Annotated in this window: 19 protein-coding genes; 5 read left to right on the plus strand and 14 right to left on the minus strand. The window is 59.9% G+C overall.

What is annotated here, in order from left to right; genetic code table 11:
- The first annotated feature begins 186 nt into the window (after positions 1–186).
- The 4 genes from AC1P02_RS21585 to nifJ all read left to right on the plus strand — a co-directional run bounded on the left by AC1P02_RS21585 (position 187) and on the right by nifJ (position 8,991).
- Positions 187–1,977, plus strand: a complete 1,791-nt coding sequence (locus tag AC1P02_RS21585) for a hypothetical protein (RefSeq protein ID WP_485183367.1) — start codon at positions 187–189, stop codon at positions 1,975–1,977.
- Between the two features lie 381 nt (positions 1,978–2,358).
- Entirely contained in the window at positions 2,359–3,918 is a 1,560-nt protein-coding gene (locus AC1P02_RS21590) for an ABC-F family ATP-binding cassette domain-containing protein (protein ID WP_485183369.1), read from the plus strand.
- 10 nt (positions 3,919–3,928) lie between these two features.
- The gene (locus AC1P02_RS21595; RefSeq protein WP_485183371.1) at positions 3,929–5,065 is read left to right on the plus strand and encodes an MFS transporter; all 1,137 of its coding nucleotides are present in this window, start codon (positions 3,929–3,931) and stop codon (positions 5,063–5,065) included.
- 383 nt (positions 5,066–5,448) lie between these two features.
- Positions 5,449–8,991, plus strand: a complete 3,543-nt coding sequence (nifJ, locus tag AC1P02_RS21600) for a pyruvate:ferredoxin (flavodoxin) oxidoreductase (protein WP_485183373.1) — start codon at positions 5,449–5,451, stop codon at positions 8,989–8,991.
- 81 nt (positions 8,992–9,072) lie between these two features.
- Here nifJ and AC1P02_RS21605 read toward each other — a convergent pair whose 3' ends face one another.
- Positions 9,073–10,437: an MDR family MFS transporter gene (locus AC1P02_RS21605; RefSeq protein WP_021140393.1), complete on the minus strand. Its 1,365-nt coding sequence runs from the start codon at positions 10,435–10,437 to the stop codon at positions 9,073–9,075.
- Between the two features lie 186 nt (positions 10,438–10,623).
- Between AC1P02_RS21605 and AC1P02_RS21610 the strand changes: the two genes are divergently transcribed.
- The gene (locus AC1P02_RS21610; protein WP_219592858.1) at positions 10,624–11,220 is read left to right on the plus strand and encodes an HAD family hydrolase; all 597 of its coding nucleotides are present in this window, start codon (positions 10,624–10,626) and stop codon (positions 11,218–11,220) included.
- A 177-nt stretch (positions 11,221–11,397) separates the two neighbouring features.
- On the opposite strand, the gene AC1P02_RS21615 is transcribed toward AC1P02_RS21610, so the two are convergent.
- From AC1P02_RS21615 to aroK, 13 genes are all read right to left on the minus strand, one after another.
- Positions 11,398–12,195, minus strand: coding sequence for a 2-oxoadipate dioxygenase/decarboxylase family protein (locus tag AC1P02_RS21615; protein ID WP_485183375.1), 798 nt, complete (start codon positions 12,193–12,195; stop codon positions 11,398–11,400).
- 151 nt (positions 12,196–12,346) lie between these two features.
- Positions 12,347–13,816: a succinylglutamate-semialdehyde dehydrogenase gene (gene astD, locus AC1P02_RS21620; RefSeq protein ID WP_485183377.1), complete on the minus strand. Its 1,470-nt coding sequence runs from the start codon at positions 13,814–13,816 to the stop codon at positions 12,347–12,349.
- 84 nt (positions 13,817–13,900) lie between these two features.
- A complete protein-coding gene (gene astA, locus AC1P02_RS21625; protein ID WP_005317100.1) occupies positions 13,901–14,920 on the minus strand; it encodes an arginine N-succinyltransferase in 1,020 nt (339 codons plus the stop codon).
- A gap of 75 nt (positions 14,921–14,995) precedes the next feature.
- Positions 14,996–16,213 (minus strand): aspartate aminotransferase family protein, encoded by a 1,218-nt coding sequence (locus AC1P02_RS21630; RefSeq protein WP_059111492.1) that lies wholly within the window; start codon positions 16,211–16,213, stop codon positions 14,996–14,998.
- Positions 16,214–16,490: 277 nt separating this feature from the next.
- Positions 16,491–17,072, minus strand: coding sequence for an aminodeoxychorismate synthase component II (locus AC1P02_RS21635; RefSeq protein WP_408123802.1), 582 nt, complete (start codon positions 17,070–17,072; stop codon positions 16,491–16,493).
- 21 nt (positions 17,073–17,093) lie between these two features.
- Positions 17,094–17,309 (minus strand): hypothetical protein, encoded by a 216-nt coding sequence (locus tag AC1P02_RS21640; RefSeq protein ID WP_005317103.1) that lies wholly within the window; start codon positions 17,307–17,309, stop codon positions 17,094–17,096.
- Between the two features lie 123 nt (positions 17,310–17,432).
- On the minus strand, positions 17,433–18,437 hold the full coding sequence (gene trpS, locus AC1P02_RS21645; protein WP_021140399.1) for a tryptophan--tRNA ligase: 1,005 nt from the start codon (positions 18,435–18,437) through the stop codon (positions 17,433–17,435).
- Between the two features lie 38 nt (positions 18,438–18,475).
- Positions 18,476–19,144, minus strand: a complete 669-nt coding sequence (locus AC1P02_RS21650; RefSeq protein ID WP_058393825.1) for a phosphoglycolate phosphatase — start codon at positions 19,142–19,144, stop codon at positions 18,476–18,478.
- Positions 19,131–19,805 (minus strand): ribulose-phosphate 3-epimerase, encoded by a 675-nt coding sequence (gene rpe, locus AC1P02_RS21655; protein ID WP_005317108.1) that lies wholly within the window; start codon positions 19,803–19,805, stop codon positions 19,131–19,133. Before rpe ends, AC1P02_RS21650 begins: the two co-directional genes overlap by 14 nt.
- A 192-nt stretch (positions 19,806–19,997) precedes the next feature.
- Positions 19,998–20,870: a Dam family site-specific DNA-(adenine-N6)-methyltransferase gene (locus AC1P02_RS21660; RefSeq protein ID WP_017412038.1), complete on the minus strand. Its 873-nt coding sequence runs from the start codon at positions 20,868–20,870 to the stop codon at positions 19,998–20,000.
- Positions 20,871–20,940: 70 nt separating this feature from the next.
- The gene (locus AC1P02_RS21665) at positions 20,941–22,536 is read right to left on the minus strand and encodes an SPOR domain-containing protein (protein WP_309939893.1); all 1,596 of its coding nucleotides are present in this window, start codon (positions 22,534–22,536) and stop codon (positions 20,941–20,943) included.
- The gene (gene aroB / locus AC1P02_RS21670; protein ID WP_011898456.1) at positions 22,529–23,608 is read right to left on the minus strand and encodes a 3-dehydroquinate synthase; all 1,080 of its coding nucleotides are present in this window, start codon (positions 23,606–23,608) and stop codon (positions 22,529–22,531) included. Before aroB ends, AC1P02_RS21665 begins: the two co-directional genes overlap by 8 nt.
- Positions 23,609–23,622: 14 nt before the next feature.
- Positions 23,623–24,141: a shikimate kinase AroK gene (gene aroK, locus AC1P02_RS21675; protein ID WP_005317117.1), complete on the minus strand. Its 519-nt coding sequence runs from the start codon at positions 24,139–24,141 to the stop codon at positions 23,623–23,625.
- Positions 24,142–24,268: the final 127 nt, after the last annotated feature.

The raw sequence follows: 24,268 nt of genomic DNA on the forward strand, positions 1-24,268 counted from the left end.
TGGTTATTTACAGGGTATATTTTGTGCTGTTTAGCCAGGGTTAAAAGTCAATTCAAATCTGCGGCCTTGTTATTCCAAGCCTGAACCTTATGGTTTCCATCCGGCGCGAGGAGATCCTCGCTCGGCGCCAACATGCAGTTCAGGCTCGCGGGATAGTTATCCCGCCATAACAAAAAGGTAATCATCATGCGTAAAACCGGTGTGGCACTCGCCATCTCGACCCTCTTCTGGCTCAATTCGGCCACGGCAACCCCCATCATATTCCCGGAGGACTCGCTGGCCAGCCATGGACCAGAGACGCCCGCCCTCGCTCGCACCTTCCAGCTGGCGCAGGACGATCTGGGGAACCGGATCCACCAGCTCCATCTGCCAATTCAGACCGAACCCGAGCTGGTGGCTGAGCTGGAGCAGATCGGCAAGCAGCAGGGATTCTCGGTCAACACCCATGGCGACATGTACAAATGGACCGAGGACAACATGTGGCTGTCACGGGATGGCACCCTCGTCTTCCGCCCCAGGGCGCCACTGGCCGACAAGGACAGATACCACGCCTTCGTCACCGCCTTGACCCCAGAGAGCCCGCAGGCCGAGCAGGAGGGGCACCACAGCCTGGGCAGCCGGGACTCCCAGGGGCTGACAGATGGCATGCTGGCCCAGGCCGAAAGCTTTGCCAACGAGCAGGGACGGGAGCTGATCCCGACCTTCTCCATCATAGATGGCGGCAACATGCTGACCGGCCAGCGGGCCGACGGTACCCCCTATGCCCTGATCGGTCGCGATGCCCTGCTTCAGACCACTCTGCACCACAGTCGGCTGGATAGGGAGCGCATCGCTACCCGGCAGGAGAGCATGGAGCGTGACGGTGACTTTCGCCTGCAACTGATAGAGCGGGAGTGGCTGGGCAGCCCCCATACGGTGCAGTACGGCCATGACACCGAGGTGGACCTCATACTGCTGGAGGCGGCCAACCTGCTGCCTCGAGATCTGAGCGCCGAGCAGCGCCACGCCTTTGCCAGAACCGCGCGCGCCAAGGCCGAGCTGGCGCAGTACCAAGTGGACTGGGACAGCCGGCAGGCTGCACAGGGGCGGATGTTTCTGAGCCAGCAGCAGGGCGCCATCATCGCCGAGCGCTATCGCGCGCTCCATGGCCAGACGCTGCCGGCCTCCTTCGATCTGCTGGCTCAGCTGAAACAGGACTACGCCAGCCTGGTGGTCACCGCAGACCTCCACTCCGACTTTGCTGATGATCAGATAGAGAAGGAGCTGCAAACCCTGCAGGCCGATACCGCCACCCTGACCCGGCTAGGACCCATGCTGCAGGCCGGCGGCTACCAGCGCAAGGAGTTGGCCGGCGCCGAGCTGGATGAGCAGACCCGCCGTTTCCTCGCCATGATGGCCATCAGCCAGCGCCTGATGGCGCAGGAGCTCAAGGTGGCCGAGCGCGATCTGGTGATCCTGGCCCAACCCGGTTTTCACCTCGACATGGCCATGCGCCCGCTGGCCGATGGCCGCATCCTGTTCAACGACCCTGCGGCCAGCGAGGCGCTGATCCAGCAGGTGCTGGCCAGCGACGGCAGCCTGAACGATAGCGAGCGCCAGGGCCTCACCGAGACCCTCACCAGCCTGAAACAACAGGCCGAACTCTGGCACAAGATCCATGCCCTCATCCGGCAGCAGCTGACCGACGCCGGTCTGACCCCCATCGCCACCCCGGGCGCCTTCAGCGTGAACAAGCGGGCGGTGAACTGGATGAACGGCATCATGGGCACGGCGCAGCAACCCTTCTACATCACCAACGCCGCCAGCATAGTCCCCCTGAATCAGGCCTTCGGCGCCTGGTTGAAACGCGAGGTGCCCGAGCTGACCACCTATTTCGTGGGTCAGACAGCAAGCAGCAGGCGGGCGGGATTTAACCAGGCGGAGGCTCTGCTCAAGGGCAACGGCGGCCTGGATTGCATCACCTTGCACCACGAGTAGCGAGTGCTTGATCCAGGCGTTCAACCGATGGTTATTTGACTCGCAAGCGGGTTCTGTGTACTTAGCGACCAGAATTTTTGTTGGACCGCTTTTCCATGTTGTACATCCTGTTCAAATGCTCTGTCAGGAGGCTGTGCTCCGTGCACTAACACGATGAAGTGTTGCCCGGAGCCATCCCTCTTCTGAATCTTCATCAGCTGCGTGCACGCCCTCTCACTGGGAGGCTGCCCCGCATCTGATGAAAACAGGGGACTCAGGCCGGCGAGATGCTTCATCGCCGGCCTTTTTGTTTCTGATATTCAGGACAATGTTTCAATATTGCTTGAAACGGGGGGCCGGTACGCCAAGTACCAGCCCCCCGTTTTTTATGGATGTAGCATCATGAGTTTACTCACCATTCAAAACTTGACTTGTCACATGGGTGACAAGACCCTCTACCAGCAGGCCAACTTCACACTCCTCGCCGGCGAGCATATCGGCGTCACGGGCAAAAACGGTGCGGGGAAAAGCACCCTGCTGAAACTGCTGCAGGCGGAGCTGTTGCCCGACGGGGGCGACATCCTCTGGCAGCCCGCTGTGAGCCTCGGTTATCTGGATCAGCATGCCGAGATGGACGCGCAAACAAGAGTGCGCGAATACCTGCAAACCGCTTTTGCAGATCTCTACCGGCAGGAGGCCGAGATGATGGCCATCTACGCTTGCCCGGCGAAAAGTGTCCAAGCCCGCCATCTGGCACGGGCCGCCACCCTTCAGGCCAGCCTGGAGAGCCGGTCGTTTTATCAGATCGACAGCCGGATAGATGCGGTGGCGGATGGCCTGGGGATCACTCAGTTGGGTATGCATACCCGGTTGGGGGAATTGAGCGGCGGACAAAGGCACAAGGTCATGCTGGCCCGCCTGCTGTTGCTCGCGCCGGATGTCCTGCTGCTGGACGAGCCGACCAATTATCTGGATACCCTTCACCTTGACTGGCTGGCGAACTACCTGAGCGGCTTCAAGGGAGCTTTTATGGTGGTCTCTCACGACAAGGCGTTTCTAAACCGGATTGCCACCGGCATTTGCGACATAGACCGGCAGCAGATCCGCAAATTCAAGGGTAACGTCGACAAGGCCATGGCCCAGAAAGCCACTGAAGATGCCGCCCATGGGAGGCAGTATCTGGCGCAGCAGCGACATATCGACAAGCTTGAGCACTTCATTGCCAAAAACGGGGCCGGGGTCAATGCCAGCATCGCCAATGGCCGCAAGAAACAGCTGGCCCGCATAGACAGGCTGGCAGCACCGGAGCAGGAAAAGGCCGTCGCCTTCTCGTTTCGTACCGCCCCGCACAATGGCCAGCAGTTGCTTGCCGCTACTGAGCTGGTCATTGGCTATCGACGCCCCCTGTTGGCGCCCATCTCGCTGACCCTTGCTCGGGGCGAAAAAGTGGTGATCGCCGGGTTCAACGGCATCGGCAAATCCACCCTGCTGAAAACCCTGGTGGGCGAGCAGCCCCCGGTATCTGACCAGCTCACCCTGTCACCGGCCCTCAAACTGGGTTATTTCGAGCAGGCGCTGCGCTGGGCCGACCCGGATGCCACACCGGTGGATCTGGTCAAAGCTGTGTACCCGGGCGTGGATGACAAGATGGCCCGGCAACATCTGGCACGCTTCGGCATAACAGGAAAACTGGCATTGCGGCCGATTGCCTCCCTCAGTGGTGGTGAGCAGACCAGGGTGAAACTGTGCAGGCTGACCCTGCAACCCACCAATCTGCTGGTACTGGACGAACCGACCACACACCTGGATGCCACTGTCAAAGCCGCCTTGCATCGAGCCTTGCATGACTACCCGGGCACAGTGGTTGTGGTCTCCCACGAACGGGAGTTCGTCGCCCACTGGCCGGATCGGGTGGTGGATATTCACGCCTTCACTGCCGCTGAACATACGTATTGCGTTTGAGGTCAAAGATATGTTTTTGAAAATATTGCTGTTCTTGATTGCGTTTCTGGTGGGCGCCGATGAGCTGATGCTGGGCCCCATACTGGCACCCATCGGCAAGGATCTGGGAGTTCAACCCGAGCGCATCACCCTGTTTATCACTGCTTACAGTGTGGCGCTGGCGATGGTCGCCCCCTTGCTGGGTAGCCTCTCGGATCGCCTTGGCAGGATAAAGGTGATGCTGCCCGCCACCCTGTTGTTCGGGGCGGCCTCAGTCGCAACAGGCCTGGTGGAGAACTTTGAATGGGGGCTCGCAAGCCGGGTGCTCACCGGCCTTGCCAGTGCCGGCATGTTGCCCATCGCCTTTGCCATGGCCGCAGACAGCGCAGGGACAGATGCCATGAAACGCATTGCCTGGGTCCAGGCAGGCCTGACCCTGGGCATGATAGCTAGCCCGGCCGTCGGGGCACTGCTGACCCAATGGCTCTCCTGGCGGGCTGCCTTCATCCTGCTTGGCGTGTGCGCCTGGTGTGTGGCGGCGGCGCTGGCCTTGCTGCCCGCTGACCAGGAGCCGGCAGAGACATCAACGGAACATCAGGATGGCATGGCTACCCGCATACTGGCCATCCCGGGTGCTGTGGGTGCCCTGCTCGCCATGTGCCTGGGTCTGGGGGGCGGCATAGGCCTGTTCAATCTCGTCGGTCAGCATTTGCGCGATACCCAGGACTGGTCCATCGGGTCCGTGGGGGGCTTGTACGCTCTGCTTGGCATCATCAGCGTCATCGGCAACCTGCTGATGCCCCGCCTGTCTGGCCGGGTCGAGAGCGGGCGCACCCTGATGCGTATGGCCTTGGTGGTCTGCTTGCTGGTCAGCGTCTGGTTTTACCTCTATCCGGCTGAGCAACCCATGCTGCTACCGCTGCTGCTGTGGGCACTGGCAGGCGGCATAGGATCGCCCGCGCTGCAGGGCTATATTGCGCAGCTCTCCAGCGCTCACAGAGGCATGCTGATGTCGCTGGCGATGACCATGATGCACCTTGGCGTGGCGCTCTGGTCCGGTGTCGCCGGGTTCGCCTACAGCGCAGGGCCTGTGGCCTTGGCAGCCCTGGCCATACTGCTGTTCGGCAGTGCCATCGTGGTCTTGCGGCCGGTCAACGCCACGGCCTGATCCCCGACAGAAAACGGGCGTGAACCAGGCACTCACCCCAACAGGTCGCCCATCCACCATGAGCGGCGACCTGTTTCCAACTCAGGCTGCCTGTGCAAGCAAACATGACTCTTCCATCTAATTATTTAATTTCATGATTTATTTAATTCAACGTTTTCGGTACCGACTCATCCCTGCCACCATTATTCACGCTGGCTCGATAGATATATCCCGACAAATAGACCCGATTATTTTCAAGGGTATAAATGGCGAATAGACGATATATTAATTGATTATTTATCCCGTTTGATGCGATCTCTCCAACCCTCTTACTATGCCTGCGACCTATCCATGGCCGGTGGACAACCGCCGGCTTTCAAACTGGCATAGCAAGTGGACAATTCATGATCACCACAGACGGTAATAACGCAGTCGCCTCAGTGGCGTACCGCACCAGCGAAGTCATCGCCATCTACCCCATCACCCCCAGCTCCACCATGGCGGAGCTGGCGTCGGCCTGGTCGAGCGATCGGGGCAAGAATCTGTGGGGGGATGTACCTCGCGTGGTGGAGATGCAGTCAGAGGGGGGCGCCATCGCCACCGTCCACGGCGCCCTGCAGACAGGCGCGCTGGCAACCTCGTTTACCTCGTCCCAGGGGCTCTTGCTGATGATCCCAAACCTCTACAAGCTGGCGGGTCAGCTCATTCCCTTCGTGCTGCATGTGGCGGCGCGCACAGTGGCGACCCATGCCCTCTCAATTTTTGGCGATCACTCGGACGTGATGGCGGTGCGCCAGACCGGCTGCGCCATGCTCTGTGCCAGCAATGTGCAGGAGGCACAGGATTTCGCCCTGATTTCCCAGGTGGCCAGCCTCAACAGCCGGCTGCCCTTCATCCACTTCTTCGACGGTTTTCGCACCTCCCACGAGATAGCCAAGATAGTGCCGCTGGCGGATGACACACTGCGTGCCCTGCTGCCCGAGGCGGCCATCCGCGCCCATCGCGATCGGGCGCTGACCCCCGACAGGCCTGTCATTCGCGGTACCGCCGCCAACCCGGACACCTACTTCCAGTGCCGGGAGGCGAGCAATCCCTGGTATGACGAGGGCTATCGCCACGTGAGCGAGGCGATGGCGGCCTTCGGCGAACAGACCGGCCGCTACTACCAGCCGTTTGAATATGTGGGTCACCCGCAGGCCGAGCGGGTGCTGGTGCTGATGGGGTCCGCCATCGGTACCTGTGAGGAAGTGATAGCGCGGCTGATCGAGCAAGGCGAGAAGGTGGGTCTGGTGAAGGTGCGCCTCTACCGCCCCTTCAGTGCCGAACACCTGCTGGCGGTCATTCCCGAGAGCGCCTGCAAGATTGCGGTGCTGGATCGCACCAAGGAGCCGGGGGCCCAGGCCGAGCCGCTCTATCTGGACGTGATGACGGCGCTGGCCGAGGCGGTCAGCCGGGGCGAGCGGGCCAGCCTGCCACGGGTCATCGGCGGTCGCTACGGTCTCTCCTCCAAGGAGTTCAATCCGGCCTGCGCGCAGGCCATCTTCGACGAGCTGGCGCTGGACAACCCAAGGCCGCGCTTCACCGTCGGCATCTTCGACGACGTCACCGGCCTCTCTCTGCCGCTGCCGGTGCTCGGCTCTTCGCAACACAAGCCGAGCCAGAGCAAGCTGGAGGCGCTGTTCTACGGCCTTGGCAGCGATGGCACCGTCTCGGCGGCCAAGAACAGCATCAAGATCCTCGGCAATCACACCCCGCTCTATCCCCAGGGCTATTTCGTCTATGACTCCAAGAAGGCGGGCGGCCTCACCGTCTCCCACCTGAGGGTCGGCGAGCGGCCGCTGCAATCGGCCTATCTCGTGGATGAGGCGGACTTTATCGGCTGCCACCAGTGGCAGTTCATCGACATGTACCAGATGGCGGAGCGGCTCAAACCGAACGGGATCTTCCTGCTCAACAGCCCCTACGACGCCGATCAGATCTGGCAGCGACTGCCGCAAGAGGTGCAACAGGCCCTGCGTGCAAAAGAGGCGCGTTTCTACATCATCAACGCCGCCAGGATCGCCCGGGAATGCCAGCTCGGCAACCGCATCAATACCGTGATGCAGATGGCCTTCTTCCAGCTGAGCGCCATCATACCGCCAGCAGAGGCCACCGAGTTGCTCAAGCAGGCCATCGCCACCAGCTATGGCAGCAAGGGGCAGGAGCTGGTCGAGCGCAACTGGCAAGCCCTGGCCGCCACCTGCGAGGCGCTCACCCCTGTGCCGCTGCAAGTGCTCGATCACAGCAGCCATCAGCGCCCCCCCGTGGTATCGGCCAAGGCCCCCGACTTCGTCCAGACGGTCACCGCCGCCATGCTGGCGGGGCTGGGCGACAGCCTGCCGGTCTCCGCCTTCCCGCCGGACGGCACCTGGCCGGTGGGCACCACCCGCTGGGAGAAGCGCAACATCGCCAAGGAGGTGCCCATCTGGCAGGCGGACCTCTGTACCCAGTGCAACTACTGCGTGGCCGCCTGCCCCCACTCCGCCATTCGCGCCAAGGTGGTGAACAAGGACGCGCTTGAGGGTGCCCCCGCGACCCTGGATGCGCTCGATGTGAAGGCCCGCGACATGCGCGGTCAGCAATACGTGCTGCAGGTGGCGCCTGAGGATTGCACCGGCTGCAACCTCTGTGTCGAAGTGTGTCCGGCCAAGGACCGCACCGATCCTAGCCGCAAGGCGATCAACATGGAATCCAGACTCGACCACCTCGATGCCCAGAAGGCGAACTACAACTTCTTCCTGGACCTCCCTGAGCGCACGGCCGAGCAACTGGAGCGCATCGACATTCGCACCTCCCAGCTCATCTCGCCGCTGTTCGAATACTCGGGCGCCTGCTCCGGCTGTGGCGAGACCCCCTACATCAAGCTGCTGACCCAGCTCTACGGGGACAGGCTGCTGATTGCCAACGCCACCGGCTGCTCGTCGATTTATGGCGGCAACCTGCCAAGCACCCCCTACACCACCAACGCCGACGGGCGCGGGCCGGCCTGGGCGAACTCCCTGTTTGAGGACAATGCCGAATTCGGGCTAGGCTTCAGGCTCACCGTCGATCAACATCGCGAGCGGATGCAACGCCTGCTGGCCAGCCTGAGCGACGCTGTCCCGGCCGAGCTGCAACAGGCGCTGCAAGATGCCAGCCTGCCGGTCTCCGAGCAGCGAGCCCATATAGCACAGCTGCGCAGTCTGCTGCAGGGTCGCACCGAGCCAGGCGCGGCTGAGCTGGCACGGGATGCGGACTACCTGGTGGACAAGTCGGTCTGGCTCATCGGTGGCGATGGCTGGGCCTATGACATCGGCTTCGGCGGGCTCGACCACGTGCTGAGCCTGGGGGAGAACATCAACGTGCTGGTGCTCGACACCCAGTGCTACTCCAACACCGGCGGTCAGCAGTCCAAGGCGACGCCGCTCGGCGCCATCACCAAGTTTGGCGAGCAGGGCAAGCGCAAGGGGCGCAAGGATCTCGGTGCCAGCATCATGATGTACGGCCACGTCTATGTGGCGCAGATCTCCCTCGGCGCCCAGATGAACCAGACGGTGAAGGCCATTCAGGAGGCGGAAGCCTACCCGGGCCCGTCCCTCATCATCGCCTACAGCCCCTGCGAGGAGCACGGCTACGATCTGGCCCAGAGCCACGAGCAGATGAAGCAGCTGACCGCCACCGGCTTCTGGCCACTCTACCGCTTCGATCCGCGCCGCAGCGACGAGGGCAAGCTGCCGCTGGCGCTCGACTCCAGGGCACCGAACGCCTCGCTGGCCGAGACCCTGAGCCAGGAGCCCCGCTTCCAGCGCCTCGAACGTCAGCTGCCGGATATCGCCACCCAGCTCTACCGGGAGGCGGAGCTGGATGCAAACCGCCGCTTCGCCTGGCTCAGCCAGCTGGCCGGCAAGGAGGCTCCCCCGCAGGAGTGATTGGCCTGCCGGCGACCAGTAAAACCGGATAACAAAGAGGGCTCCCGTTGGGAGCCCTCTTCACATCCAGTCTGATCGTCATCAGGCAGGCATGGTAGCCAGCTCGTGCCGCTTCAATGCCAATAGTGTGATAAGCAAGGCGGCACTGGCGATCAGCGCCATGCCGATATAGGTAGCGCTGAAACCCGGAGCCAGCTCGACCGGACTCAGGCTGGCCAGGTTGTGGCTGGTGCCCGCTGGCAGGGCGGCATGAAACAGCACGGAGCAGATGGCGACCCCGACCGCGCCCCCCAGCTCACGGCCGAAGTTGAACAGGGACATGCCGATGCCGCGATCCGCTGCCGGCAATGCATTTTGCACCACAACCGCGAGGGCCGGCAGCACCAGCCCCAGACCCAGACCGGCAAAGCCCAACCCCAGACTGGCCCAGACATCGAAATGAATTTGCCACAAAGCCAGCGCAGACAGTGCAAAGCCCACCACCACGAACCGCTTGTAGTAACCGGTGCGACCGATCAGCTTGCCGCCGACGAAAGCACCCGCCGTGATGCAGACCATGAAGATCACCATGTAGAGGCCGCTCTCGCTGGCCCCCATTCCCTTCTGCCACTGCATCTGCAGCGGCAGATAGACCAGCACGGCGAACATCAGCAGTTGCGAAACCAGTGCCAGCAGCACACTCACCAGATAGCCGGGCAACCGCACCAGATGGACAGGCAGGATAGGATCATGGGCACGTCGCTCCACCAGGATCAGCAGCAGCAAGGCAACCGCCAAACCCGCCGCCAGCCAGATGGGGGGCAACGCAGTCTCGGGTGATAACAGCAGCAAGGTCAGCGTGGTCACTGTGATGAGCAGTGCCGCCCCCTTCCAGTCGAAACGGCTGTGACGACGCACATTGAGGTGCTTGAGGTTGCGGTTCACCAACCAGATGGCGAGCGCCCCGAGAGGCAGGTTGATCCAGAAGATCCAGCGCCAGCTCAACTGCTCGGTAAAGTAGCCGCCGAGCAGAGGCCCGGCGATGCTGGAGACCGCATATACGGCCGAGATGTAACCCTGATACTTGCCCACCTCCCGTGGCGGTATGCAGTCGGCAATCACGGTAAAGGCAAGTGCAATGAGGCCGCCGCCCCCCAGCCCTTGCAGCACACGAGCCGCCAGCAGCGTCGGCAGATCCTGCGCCAGAGCGCAGGCCACGGATCCCGCCAGGAAAAGACCAATACCGATATTGAGCATGCGTACCCGGCCGAACAGATCGCTCAACTTGCCATACACGGGCAGGGCGGCGGTGGCTGCCAACAGATAGGCGGTCACCACCCAGGTGAGTGCTGCGCCTGCGTTCAGCTCGGCGCCAATGATGGGCAAGGGGGTGGTGACTATGCTCTTTTCCAGTGAACCCAGGGCGATCACCAGGGCCACGCTTGAGAAGATGGTTTTTGGGGACATATAACCGGCTCGCTAATGTGAAATGCCAAAATCTGCGGCAAAGAACTTATTATTGTCTCATAAATCATTATCCGATGGCTAAAACCACTGCCATCCAGCGGCCAGTCCCTTGACCATGACGGCCGTCGCGGCATCCGAACGCCGGATCTGGTAGTGTGGTCTTTTGGCCCAAGAGGAAGCAGACCCATGTCCGAGCAGTTCCGGTTTGATCAATACGACGCCCTGATTTTCGATATGGATGGCACCCTGGTGGACTCCATGCCCCTGCATCTGGATGCCTGGGAGGCAACCAGCGCAGAGTTCGGTCTGCCGTTCAATCGCGAGCAACTCAATGAATATGGCGGCATTCCCACCCGCAAGATAGTGAGTATGCTGGCCGAGCAGCACGGACTGGATATCGATGTGGATGCCTTCACTCGCCGCAAGGTGGCCCTCTATCTGGCGCATATCGACAAGGTCAGCGTCTTCCCCTCCATGTGGGATCTGGTCAGGGGCTGCCACGGCAAGGTGCCGATGGGCATAGGCACTGGGTCATCGCGGGATCATGCCGAGCGCATTTTGAAAAACACCGGCCTGGATGCCTATATCTCCGTGCTGGTCAGTGCCGACGACATCCACAACCACAAACCCCACCCGGATACCTTCCTGAAGGTGGCCGAGCTGCTCGGTGCCAACCCCGCTAACTGCCTGGTGTTTGAAGATACCCAGATCGGCATTCAGGCAGGCAAGGCCGGCGGCATGGCCACCCTGCTGGCCACCGAAGGTGCGCTGCAGCGGGTGTGACAGACGAGTATCCTGGCCCACCCTTGCGGGTGGGCTCAGTCGTTCAACTCCGACTCGGCTGAGATATCGCGCAGCGGCCTGGATGAGAGCATATCAGCGACAAACGGGGGTCTACGGGCCCGGCACAAAACGCCATAAAAAACGCCCCTTTCGGGGCGTTTTTGCCAACCATCGCCGTTACATGGCGTTGGTGGATTCGAAGATCTTGTCGGCCGAGGCTTCGACGAAGCCCGGGTAGAGCACGCCGTCGGCCTGCGGGTAGCGCAGGGCAAACTCGTAGAAGCAGCTCGGAATGGTGCGCACGCCGTCGCTGAAGGGTACATCCGCCTTGTCGGCCATGGTGGAGGATTGCTCCAGCATCACCTGCGGGTCCCCTTTCACCTCGCCACCCACGCCGTTGAGCACGAAGCCGGCCGCCTTGAGGGCGGCGTTGACCTGCTGGATGGTATCGAACTGCTTGAGGCGATTGATATTGACCGTGAAGTGGTTGGCGCGATAGCCCCAGGCCGCCATCCAGGCTGCGTACTCGCTCTCTGCCAGCAGGGTCTGGTAATCGGCCCAGGATACCTGCCAGGGCGCCCCCGTGTAGAGGAATGCCTGGGTGTCGGTCAGGTGATCAGGCACCTGCTCAGCCAGCTTGTGGATGATGGCCTGGGCCGCCTCGGAGAGCTCCTCCACCTTCAGCTCGCTGATGAACACCTTGGGGGCATCCGGATCTTTATGCTCGAAGTGCTTGGCATAGAGCTTCTTGGCCTTGAACACATATTCGCCCTTCTGCTCGTAACCGAGCGCCAGGAAGTGGGCGGCCAGCTTCTCGAGGCCCAATTTGGGCAGGTTGTAGGTGCGAAACGCCACGTGATCATTGACGATGGGCTCGCCGCCACACAGCAGGGTGTGGACCTTGAGGGCACTCGGGGTGACTTGAATGTAGTTATCCCACAAGTGACCGAACAGGGTGTCGATATCCTTTTGCATCTCTCTTTCCTTTGATTGCGGGTACAGACAAGGGCACCTGTTCAGTGCCCCTTTTATTTTTTGTTATCAGCGCTCGGCTTTTTGTTATCAGCGCTCAGCGCAGAGGAGGACAGTGTCGGCCGTGGCGGCCTTGCTGCCAGCCTCTTCCTTGTTAAAAGGTCAAACCCGGAGACAGCTGATCCGGCATGGCAGCCTTGCTGTCCTCGACGGAGGCAACCGGATAAGCACAGTAGTCTGCGGCGTAGTAGGCGCTCGCCCTGTGGTTGCCGGAGGCACCTATGCCGCCGAACGGCGCGGCGCTGGAGGCACCCGTGATGGGCTTGTTCCAGTTGACGATACCGGCGCGGATCCGCTTGAAGAAGTGCTGCCAGTCCGCCTCGTTGTCACCAAGCAGGCCCGCCGAGAGGCCGAAGCTGGTGGCATTGCCCTGGTCGATGGCGGCATCGAAGTCGTCGTAACGAATGAGCTGCAGCAGCGGGCCGAAATACTCTTCGTCCGGCAGTGCACCGATTGCGGTCACGTCTATGATGCCGGGCGACACGAAGCCTGTGCCCGCTTCCAGGTGTTTGAGGGTGAGCAGACTCTCACCACCCAGTTGTTGCAGGTTGGCTTGCGCCGCTACCATGCCGAGAGCCGCTTTCTCGCTGATCATGGCGCCCATGAAAGGCTGATCGGCGGCATCATAGAGACCGACCTTGATCTGGCCGACCACCTCCACCAATCGCTTGACCAGGGCATCGCCCCGGGCACCGCGCTCGACAAACAGACGGCGCGAGCAGGTACAGCGCTGGCCGGAAGTGATGAAGGCTGACTGGACTATGGCATGGACGGCGCCATCCACATCGCTCACATCCTTGACGATCAGCGGGTTGTTGCCGCCCATCTCCAACGCCAGGATCTTGCCGGGCTGACCGGCAAACTGCTGATGGAGGAAATGGCCGGTACGGGACGAGCCGGTAAAGAAGAGGCCGTCGATATCCGGATTGCCTGCCAGCGCCTTGCCGGTCTCTACCTCACCCTGTACCAGGTTGAGGACACCCTTGGGCAGACCCGCCTCCTGCCAGATCTTCAGCATGGCTTCAGCCACCATGGGGGTCAGCTCGGAGGGCTTGAACACCACTGTATTGCCCGCGATCAGCGCCGGTACTATGTGACCGTTGGGCAGATGACCAGGGAAATTGTAGGGGCCGAACACGGCGACCACGCCGTGGGGCTTGTGGCGCACGAATGCCTTGGCACCCGGCATGGGGTTCTCGACAGTGCCGGTCCGCTCGTCATGAGCGCGAATGGAGATGGCAATCTTGCCCTGCATGGCGGCCACTTCGGTGCGGGTTTCCCACAGGGGCTTGCCGGTTTCCCGGGCTATGGTGAGCGCCAGCGCCTCCTTGTGCTCGCCGAGCAGATCGGCGTAACGGCGCACTATGGCAAGACGCGCTTCCTGGCTCATGTCAGACCAATGGTAGAAGGCAGCGCGGGCTGCCTTGACGGCAGCATCCACCTGACTGGCACTGGCGGCGCCCCCTTGCCAGATGACTTCATTCTTGGCCGGATCCATAGACTCGAACGGCTTGCCTTCACCGGCCAGCCACTGGCCGTCGATAAGTTGTACTAAATGGCTCATCAATTCACTCCCTGTGTTTCACAAGCAGCCTTGGCTGCCTGTTTCATATGCGGTTCTACTGCCTTCAACACCAGACAAGGCGGCTCAGTCGAGATCGACGACACGCACCATGTCGCCGTCCTGCACCTTGAGTGCCGCCGCCATCTTGGGCGGAATGATGGCTTCGTGCTTGTCCAGATCGACCCGGATATTGCCGTGGCAGGCGCGATACTGTTCGTAGCGGGTGTTGCAGATCAGATGGGTCTTGCCACCTATGGGCTCGCCGATCAGCACTCGCAGCTTCTGGCTGCGGCGCACGCTGCGAATGTTCTTTACGTCGCACTCGACGGTGGGGCCGGCATCGAAGATGTCAACGTAGCCACGGTTCACGAACCCCTCATCCTGCAGCATCTTGATGGCCGGGCGGGTCTTCTCGTGGGTCTGGCCGATGACGGCGCGCGCCTCGTTGCTCAGCAGGTTGACGTAGATGGGGTACTTGGGCATCAACTCGGCGATGAAGCGCTTCTTGCCGATGCCGGTGAGATAATCGACGGTAGGAAAATCCATCGAGAAGAAATGCTTTTGCAACCACTCATAGAAGGGGCTGTGACCTTTTTCATCGGAGACGCCACGCATCTCGGCAAAGACGGTCTTGTCAAACAGCTCGGGGTGCTCGGCCATGAACAGGAAACGGTGCTTGGAGAGCAGGCGGCCATTGAGCCCCTCGCGGGCGCATTCGCGCAAAAACAGGGTGCACAGCTCGGAATTGCCGGTGTAGTCATTCGACAAAGTGAGCGTCTCGACCACGTTGTAGATGCCGAGCTTGGGGGAAGAGTGCACCACCTTGCCGATGTGATAGTTGTAGAACGGCTGGGACAGGCCGACGGCCGCATCAATGGCACAGGTACCGACCATTTCGCCGGTCTCCAGATCCTCAGCCACGAAGAAGTAGAGGCAATCTCCCTTACCTGCCGGTTTGTCCGAGAAGGTCTGGGTCGAGGCATCTATCTTGCGCTGCAGCAGTTCATCGTTGACAGGCAATGATGTCATGCCGGTGCCGGATTCAATGGCACAGGTCTTGAGACCGGCAAAATCTTTTTGCTCGATAGGACGGATAACCAACATAAATGACAACTCCCTTTCATTGACGACAGGTGGGGTCCCGGCTCCTGCCGGGAGGGCTCCCCACCTCAATTAAGATCAGGCGTTAACCACCTGGGCAACCGCTTTCTCGAACCGTGCCAACCCTTCCTTGATATCCGCTTCCGGAATAACCAGTGACGGTGCGAAGCGCACCACGTTAGTGCCTGCTACCAGTGCCATCAGCCCCTGATCGATGGAGGCCAGCAAGAAATCACGGGAGCGGCCCTTGTAGTCATCGTTCAGCACGGCGCCGAGCAACAGGCCCTTGCCACGCACTTCACTGAAGCAGTGGTACTTGGCATTGATGGCGTCGAGACCGGCGCGGAACAGCTGTTCACGCTGCTTGATGCCGCTCAGCACTTCCGGGGTGTTGACCACGTCGATCACCGCCTCGGCCACCGCGCACGCCAGCGGGTTGCCGCCGTAGGTGGAGCCGTGAGTGCCCACTTTCAGGTGAGCCGCGATTTCATTGGTGGTCAGCATGGCGCCGATGGGGAAGCCACCGCCGAGCGCCTTGGCACTGGTGAGGATGTCAGGCGTGACGCCAAGACCCATATAGGCAAACAGATCGCCGGTACGGCCAACCCCGGATTGCACTTCGTCATAGACCAGCAGGGCATTGTGCTTGGTACAGAGTTCACGCACCCCTTTGGCAAACTCGTCGGTCGGACGAATGATGCCACCCTCCCCTTGCAGCGGCTCCATCACCACGGCGCAGGTATTGTCGGAGATGACGGCAGCCAGCTCCGCCAGATTGTTGTAAGTCACATGGGTGATATCAGCAGGCTTGGGACCGAAACCATCCGAGTAGGCAGCCTGGCCACCCACACTGACGGTAAAGAAGGTACGACCGTGGAAACCCTGATGGAAAGCGATGATCTGGGTCTTGTGCTCACCGAATTTCTCGATGGCATAACGACGAGCCAGCTTGAGGGCCGCCTCGTTGGCTTCGGCGCCCGAGTTGCAGAAATAGACCTTGTCGGCGAAGGTGGCGGCAACCAGCTTCTTGGCCAGACGCAGAGCCGGCTCGTTGGTCATCACGTTGGAGAGGTGCCACAGCTTCTCGCCCTGGGTTTTCAGGGCTTCGACCAGCTTGGGATGGCAATGACCCAGGCCATTGACGGCGATCCCGCCGGCAAAGTCGACATACTCACGGCCTTCCTGATCCCAGACACGTGACCCTTCACCACGCACCGGGATTATCTTGGCGGGCGCATAGTTGGGAACCATCACTTCATCAAACACTTCACGTGTCACTGCCAACAACTCTGACATATTGCTCTCCTTCGATCTGGCGACAGAATAATCCACCGCCCAAAAGTTAAATCCATGTAAACACATCGGCATTGTCACAGAAAAAAAGCTAAAAGTCTGCAACAAAGCAAGTTACAGGGAACAATGTTCGATTGCCTGTGAGATTTTAGGCAACCGCATTGCATAACGGCTCAGGGGGTGTTGGCAAGAGATAATTTGGACAGGGAGGGAGGTGAATAAAGTGTCAGGGAAAATATTTTTGGCCTCATCTCGATTCTGTGAGGCCAATCACAACCATTCAGGAACTGGTTAGAAAATTGGCCAGCAATTGGTGGCCCTGCTCGCTCAGAATGCTCTCCGGATGGAACTGAACTCCCTCTATATTCAACTGCTTATGACGCAGACCCATGATCTCGTCAAAAGAGCCATCGGCGTGTTCACTCCAGGCGGTAACCTCGAAGCAGTCGGGCAGAGTTTCCCGTTCCACGATGAGCGAATGGTAGCGGGTGACCCGCAGCGGATTGTTGAGCGCCTTGAATACGCCCCTGCCCTGATGGCGAATAAGGGAAGTCTTGCCGTGCATTACCTGACGCGCGCGCACCACTCTGGCACCGAAAGCCTGAGCCAGGGATTGGTGGCCGAGACAGACGCCAAGGATGGGGAGCTGGCCCGCAAAACGGCTGATGGCCGACAGGGAGATACCCGCCTCATTGGGCGTGCAGGGGCCGGGAGAGATCACCAGATAACGGGGAGCTAGCTGCGCTATGGTATCCAGCGTCAGCTCGTCATTGCGCTTTACCACCACCTCTTGCCCCAGAGCGCCAAAATACTGCACCAGGTTCCAGGTAAAGGAGTCGTAGTTATCGATCAACAACAGCATGGGGCAACCAGAGGCAGAGAATCAACGATCCAGATAGCGGCCCTGCTCCATTTCGCGCTCGCGCTGGCATTCTGCCAGATAGATGGCGGCGGCAATGGCGGGGGTGTTGTGATATTTGTCGATGGCGTTGGAGACCATCAGTTGCAGGGTATTGAGGTTCTTGGCCTTGCGGAATTTACGCAGCCAGTGACCCTTGTCACCCAACTCTTCAATCGTGGTGTTTAATTCGACAGACATGCTCACTCTTGGGGCAGAAGCCCGCGTTTGAAATTGGAAGATGAATTAACGAATAGCAGGTCGGGTAAAACAAAGAAAGCCAGGCAAAGACCCAGCTCTCTTCTACTACACCTTCCCAGTATGTCAGGCTCGAGGAACGAAGCCGACTACATCATATACGCTGGTCAGTGTTTTTTCAGCCCTTTCACGTGCCTTTTGTGCGCCTGCCGCCAAAATTGTTTGCAGATGAGCCTCATCCTGACGCAACTCGCGGAAGCGCGCCTGAATGGGCTCCAGCAAGGCAACGACCGCCTCGGCAGTCTCGGTCTTGAGGTGACCATACATCTTGCCTTCGAAGTGCTGCTCCAATTCGGGGATGGAACGGCCCGTCACCCCGGACATCAGGGTCAGCAGGTTGGAGACACCCGGCTTGTTCTCCGGATCAAAACGCACCACTGCCGGCTCGTCGGAGTCGGTCACGGCACGCTTGATCTTCTTGACGATCTGCTTGGGATCTTCCAGCAGGCCGATGAAGTTGGCCTCGTTGTCATCAGACTTGGACATCTTCTTGGTCGGATCCTGCAGACTCATCACCCGCGCACCTTCGGTCGGAATGAAGGGTTCCGGCAGGGTGAACACTTCGCCGTACAGGTTGTTGAAACGGGTGCAGATGTCGCGAGTCAGCTCCAGATGCTGTTTCTGATCGTTGCCGACCGGTACCTGGTTGGCCTGATAGAGCAGGATATCTGCCGCCATCAGCACCGGATAACCGAACAGGCCGACGTTGACGTTGTTCTCGAAACGGGCGGACTTGTCCTTGAACTGGGTCATGCGCGACAGCTCGCCCATCTGGGTGTAGCAGTTCAGGATCCAGCCCAGCTCGGCGTGCTGCGGCACGTGGGACTGGATGAAGACAGTGCTCTTGGCCGGATCGATCCCCACCGCCAGATAGAGGGCTGCAGCATCGAGACACGCCTTGCGCAGGGCGGCTGGCTCCTGACGGGTGGTGATGGCATGCAGATCGACGATGCAGTAGAGGCAGTCGAAGTCATCCTGCATGTTGACCCACTGACGCAGGGCACCCATATAGTTGCCTATGGTCAGCTGACCCGACGGCTGGGCCCCGCTCAGTACGATTGGTTTAGTCATGAGAGTGTTAATCCTTGTTATTCGGCCAACCCGACACCTTACTCGGCTAACAGGGCATCGAGCTGGGCAAACTGCTCATATACCCAGTCCGGGCGGGAATCTGCAATGGGACGACCATAGTTGTAGCCGTAGGTGAGCCCCACTACTTTCATGCCAGCGGCCTGGGCGGCCAGCACGTCATTTTCGGAATCGCCCACCATCAGGGTGCGGGACGGACTGACGCCCAGCTCATGGCAGGCATGCAGCAGGGGCTCGGGGCTCGGCTTCTTGACCGGCACACAGTTGCCACCCAGCCAGAGCGCGAAACAGTCGCTGATGCCAAGGGCATCCAGGATTGGCTGCACGAAGTGACTCGGCTTGTTGGTCACCACGGCCTGTTTGTAACCCAGCTTTTGCAAGCGGCGCAGGCTCTGTTCCACACCGTCATACATTTCAAGCCCTTCCAGCAGGCAGGCCTGATAGTGCTGATCGAACAGGGGGCGGGCCCTGGCAAACAGTTCAGGAGCCTCGCGATAATCCAGGGCGCGCTGGATCAGCTTGTCGGCGCCATTGCCGACCCAGGTACGCACCACGGCTTCATCAGCCTCGGCCAGACCCAGTTCAGTGAGGGTACGGTTGACCGCCAGCGCCAGCTGGGGGGCACTGTCGATCAGGGTGCCATCCAGATCGAACAGCACCAGATCAAAATCACGCTCAGCGCTGGACATGGCTCAGCTCCGCACGCATCTGGTCGATCACCGCCTTGTAGTCAGGCTGGCTGAAGATGGCAGAGCCCGCCACGAACATGTCGGCACCCGCTTCGGCGATGGCGCGGATATTGTCTACCTTGACGCCGCCGTCGATCTCGAGGCGAATGTCACGGCCGCTCTCGTCAATCAGGCGACGCACCTGACGCAGCTTGTCGAGTGTACCGGGGATGAAGCTCTGGCCACCGAAGCCAGGGTTGACCGACATCAGCAGGATCACATCCAGCTTGTCCATCACGTACTCCAGACAGGAGAGCGAGGTCGCCGGATTCAGCACCAGACCGGCCTGACAGCCCTGCTCCTTGATGAGACCCAGGGTACGATCCACGTGATCGGAAGCTTCCGGGTGGAAGGTGATCAGGTTGGCCCCCGCCTTGGCGAAGTCCGGAACGATGCGATCCACCGGCTTGACCATCAGGTGCACATCGATGAGCGCCTTGATGCCATAGTCGCGCAGGGCCTGACAGACCATGGGGCCTATGGTCAGGTTGGGAACATAGTGGTTGTCCATCACATCGAAATGCACCACGTCGGCACCGGCGGTCAGCACCCTGGCAACATCGTCACCCAGACGAGCGAAATCGGCGGAGAGGATTGAGGGGGCAATCAGAAAGTCTTTCATCAGCGTCATCCATTGGCAGCGTGGCAGAAAAAGCGGCGCAATTTTACCGCAAATATCAGATGAAAACGACCCGAACACAGGCAGGAAAAAGCGGGCCACCCGATTTATCGCCCATATCCGGTGAAAACGAGGCGAACACCAGGATCGCGACAGGCAGATACAGCAGCGGCACCCGAAAGTGCCGCCAGAGGATCAGCCGAGCGAAACAAGTTCGGCATCGCTTGGGTAGTAGCCCTGTTCCGGCTCTATACCGGGCGGATAAAGCGCCAGCAGCTCGGCTACCTTGTTGCGACTGCCGCCGTTGCGACTGATGGTGCGCTTGACCAGGATCTCGTCCAGTCGGGCGCCACGATAGAGCTCACGGGTCAGCGCTATGTCGTGGTTGCTGATTAGCACCGGCACCCCCTTGCGGGCAGCGGTATGACGTGCCAGCCGCGCCAGTATGGCCTGATCGTCCAGGGTGAAGCCGCCGGCTGAATAAGTGGTGAAGCTCGCCGTGTTGGAGAGTGGCGCATAGGGGGGATCGCAGTAGATCACCCAGTCTTCCTCGGCACGCTTGATGGCATCGGCGTAGCTTTCACAGATGAAGGTCGCCTTCTGCGCCTTCTCGGCAAAGGCCCACAGCTCTTTTTCAGGGAAGTAGGGCTTCTTGTAGGAACCGAACGGCACGTTGAAGCCGCCCTTCTTGTTGTAACGGCACAAGCCATTGAAACCGTGGCGGTTGAGAAACAGGAACAGCATCGCCCGCTCGAAGGTGGTTTCAGTCTGGTTGAACTGGGTGCGCAGCCGGTAGTAGGCCGCCTTGTGATTGTGCTCCGCTACGAACAGCTTGCGTGCTTCGGTGATGAAATTATCCGGCATCACCTTGAGATGGTTGTACAGGCAGATCAGATCCGGATTGATATCGTTGAGCACATAGGCATCGTAGTCGGTGTTGAGAAAAACAGACCCGGCCCCGACGAAGGGCTCCAACAACACACGCCCGGCAGGCAAACGCTCGGCAATCTCTTCAACCAGGGAGTATTTTCCCCCGGCCCATTTTAAAAAAGCGCGTGTTTTTTTCATGGAAATCCGGTGTTAAGAAGGCATAGACCCAAAAAGGGGGACGATTCTACCCCCTTCTCAGGCCGAATGGCTATTGCTTCAACTCTTTTTGTACCTGAGCAAACGACTTGGGCCAGGGCTGCCCCTTGAGCAGGGCGGGCGAGAGCTTGCGAATGGCGGCCTTGGCCTGAGTGGTGTTGGCGTAATCCCCTTGCAGCACCACATACCAGGGGCTGCCACGGAACTGGGTTTTGTAGACCCAGACATTGCCAGTCAGACCATGTTCGGCCACAAACTTGTCAACCGCTGCTGTGTTGCTCGCCCCCATCAGCTGGACGCTGTAGTGATTTCTGGGCTTCTTGTTCAGGGTCGCCGTCGGCGTCAGGGCGACCTTGGGCGCAGGTGCAGCCGCCGGTTCGACAACGGCTGGCTTGGCGACCGGTTTGGTAACGGGGGCCGTGTTCCGGGCCTTGGGCTCAGTGGCCGATTGGGGAGCTTGCGCTGTCAGTCCCTGGGTCGATGGGTTCTCGGTCGAAGCAGCCCGGGAACTGACACCGGTCAGCTCATCCACCACACCAGTGGGCAAGGCACCGCTGACATTGGGTTGTTTCATCAACTTCTGGACCACCTCGTCGGAGATCACCACACGGCGCCCCTCATAGTTGGTCGATTCAGTAGTCAGCGTTTCGCTCTCGACGGCTTTGGGCAATACCTTGGCATCAGGCTGCCAATCACGCACCACACCGCCCGGGTTATCACCGCTGGCATTCGGGCTGCTTTGACCGCCACTCTGACCGTCATTGCTGCTACCGCCTGCGGTCAGTGGATCTCCGCCTGAGACGGGAATGGGCAAGGCCGTGGTTTGTGAGGGGGCGAGCCCGGTGCTCTTGCTTTCGTCGCTGAACAGGGCTGGCAGCAGATAGCTCAGGGCCAGCAGACCGCCGGCAACCAGCGCCAGCACTATGGCAATCTTTTTAACGGGCAACTCGGCCTGACGTTTCTTGGGCCTTCTGTCGGTCATGATATCCTCCAGTAACTGCATGATGGTGGACGGATGTCCATTCGCCACGTTCAGGATCTCTTCCACTTTCAGCTTGGGCAAGAGGGCTGTCGGGATCTTGAGCTCTTTGGCTTTCTCATACAAGAAGATACGTTGCTCCGGTGCGCTCAGTGGCGCGACCTCCAGCTCCAGAGCCGGCATGGCCCGCCCTTTTAGCAGGCTTTTCTGAGTGCGACACCAGACGTCACTCCCGGAGAGCACGATCGCCAGCTGGTGTGGCATGGGCAGGGTATCGTTGTGACGACAGAGACTCCACAGCTCGCCGACCAGCTCGGCAGGCAGCTCGTCAGCACGCTCGATCAGCAGTAACAGGGTGGAGGGCTTGCCCTCCAGCATGCGAAAGAAACTTTCTGCCAGCGCATCCTGCGGATTGAACAGCGGCCTTGCCACCACCTGGGGCAGCAGCAGCTGGCGAACGTCCGCCATCTTCATGGCTGTACTGCCAATCAGGCTCACTACCCGCACTTTTTCGGGCAAGTTGCCGAGCAGGGATTCACACAGGGTGCCGCGGCCACTGCCGGGTTTGCCGGAGAGAAAAATAAAAGGATGATTGAATTCAATCAGATGCAGCAGCCGATCAACCAGCTGCCGCTGGGAAGGAAATTTAAGCAGTTTATTGTTACTCACGACCAGACTCAATCACTGCCAGCAATTCATCATCGGAGACATCGGCTACGACCTGCGCGTGACCGATACCGACCGGCAGCACCAGTCGCAACTTGCCTTCCAATACCTTCTTGTCTCGGCGCATATGGCGAATGAAGGCAGAGAAATCCATATCGGCAGGTGCCTGAATGGGCAGATTGGCCGCCAGCAGCAGATCGCGAATGCGAGCAAGCTGCCTTGCATCCAGATCGCCCCGGGCCTCGGCCGTGGAGGCAGCCATCATCATGCCTGCGGCAACCGCTTCACCGTGCAGCCAGTTGCCATACCCTTTTTCAGCCTCGATGGCGTGACCAAAGGTGTGACCGAGATTGAGCAGAGCGCGAACCCCGTGCTCCGTCTCATCCTGCGTCACCACATCGGCCTTGATTTCGCAGCAACGGCGGATGGCATACGCCAGGGCAGCCGGTTCCAGCGCCTGCAGACGGGACATGTTGGTTTCGAGCCAGGAGAAAAATTCGGCGTCCCAGATGATGCCGTACTTGATGACCTCGGCCATGCCGGCGGCAAATTCGCGGGCAGGCAGGGTCTTGAGGCACTCGGTATCAATGACCACATGCTTGGGCTGATAGAAGGCTCCAATCATGTTCTTGCCGAGGGGATGGTTGACGGCGGTCTTGCCGCCGACGGAGGAATCAACCTGGGAGAGCAGTGTGGTAGGCACTTGAATAAAAGGAATGCCACGTTGATAGCTTGCCGCAGCAAAGCCGACAACATCTCCTATCACACCGCCCCCCAGGGCGATCAGTGTCGTGTCCCGACCATGATTGGTTTCCAGCAGAGCAGACATGATCCGCTCGAAGGTTGCCAGGGTCTTGTAAGCCTCACCGTCCGGCAGTATCAGGTGTTCAACCTGAAAACCGGACAGCAACTGGATAATCCGCTCAAGATACAAGGGAGCGACAACGGTATTGGTCACTATCATGACCCGTTTTCCCTTGATGGTTTGTGTCAGCACTTCTGCATGCTGCAACAGACCCGCCGCTATCTCGATGGGATAACTGCGTTCACCCAGTTCGACCTTCAACCTTTCCATGGACGTCCTCTAGATTACATGCCGATCAACTTAACAATTTGATTGGCAACGATTTTAGCGCTCTGATCATCAGTCTGGATGACAAAGTCAGCCACTTCTTCATACAGCGCATTGCGCTCTTGTGCCAGACGCTCGAGCACTTCGCGCGGCGGCTCTTCGGTTTGCAGCAGTGGGCGACGCTTGTCTCTTTGTGTGCGCGCCAGCTGCTTCTCAATCGTTGTTTCGAGGTATACCACGATACCGCGAGCAGAGAGCTTGTTCCGTGTTTCTCGGCTCTTGATGGCACCGCCACCCGTCGCCAGCACGATACCCTGCTGTTCTGAAAGGTCGCCTATGACCTTCTCTTCGCGGATCCGGAAACCCTCTTCGCCTTCAACATCGAACACCCAGCCGATATCGGCACCACTGCGGCGCTCAATCTCATGATCTGAGTCGAAAAACTCCATATGCAGTTGTTCTGCCAGATGTCTACCTATGGTGCTCTTGCCCGCACCCATGGGACCTATCAGGAAAATATTGCGTTTCTCAGCCATGTCTTTTCGTTAGTAATTACAAACTGTACGACCCCGACAAACACTCGATCGGGGTACCTATGAACCTTATCTTGCGATGGATCAGGAGGGGGATTATCTCAATAGAAATCAGGACTGGCAACCGCAG

The sequence above is a fragment of the Aeromonas sp. TS_SC_11 genome, assembly GCF_057318915.1.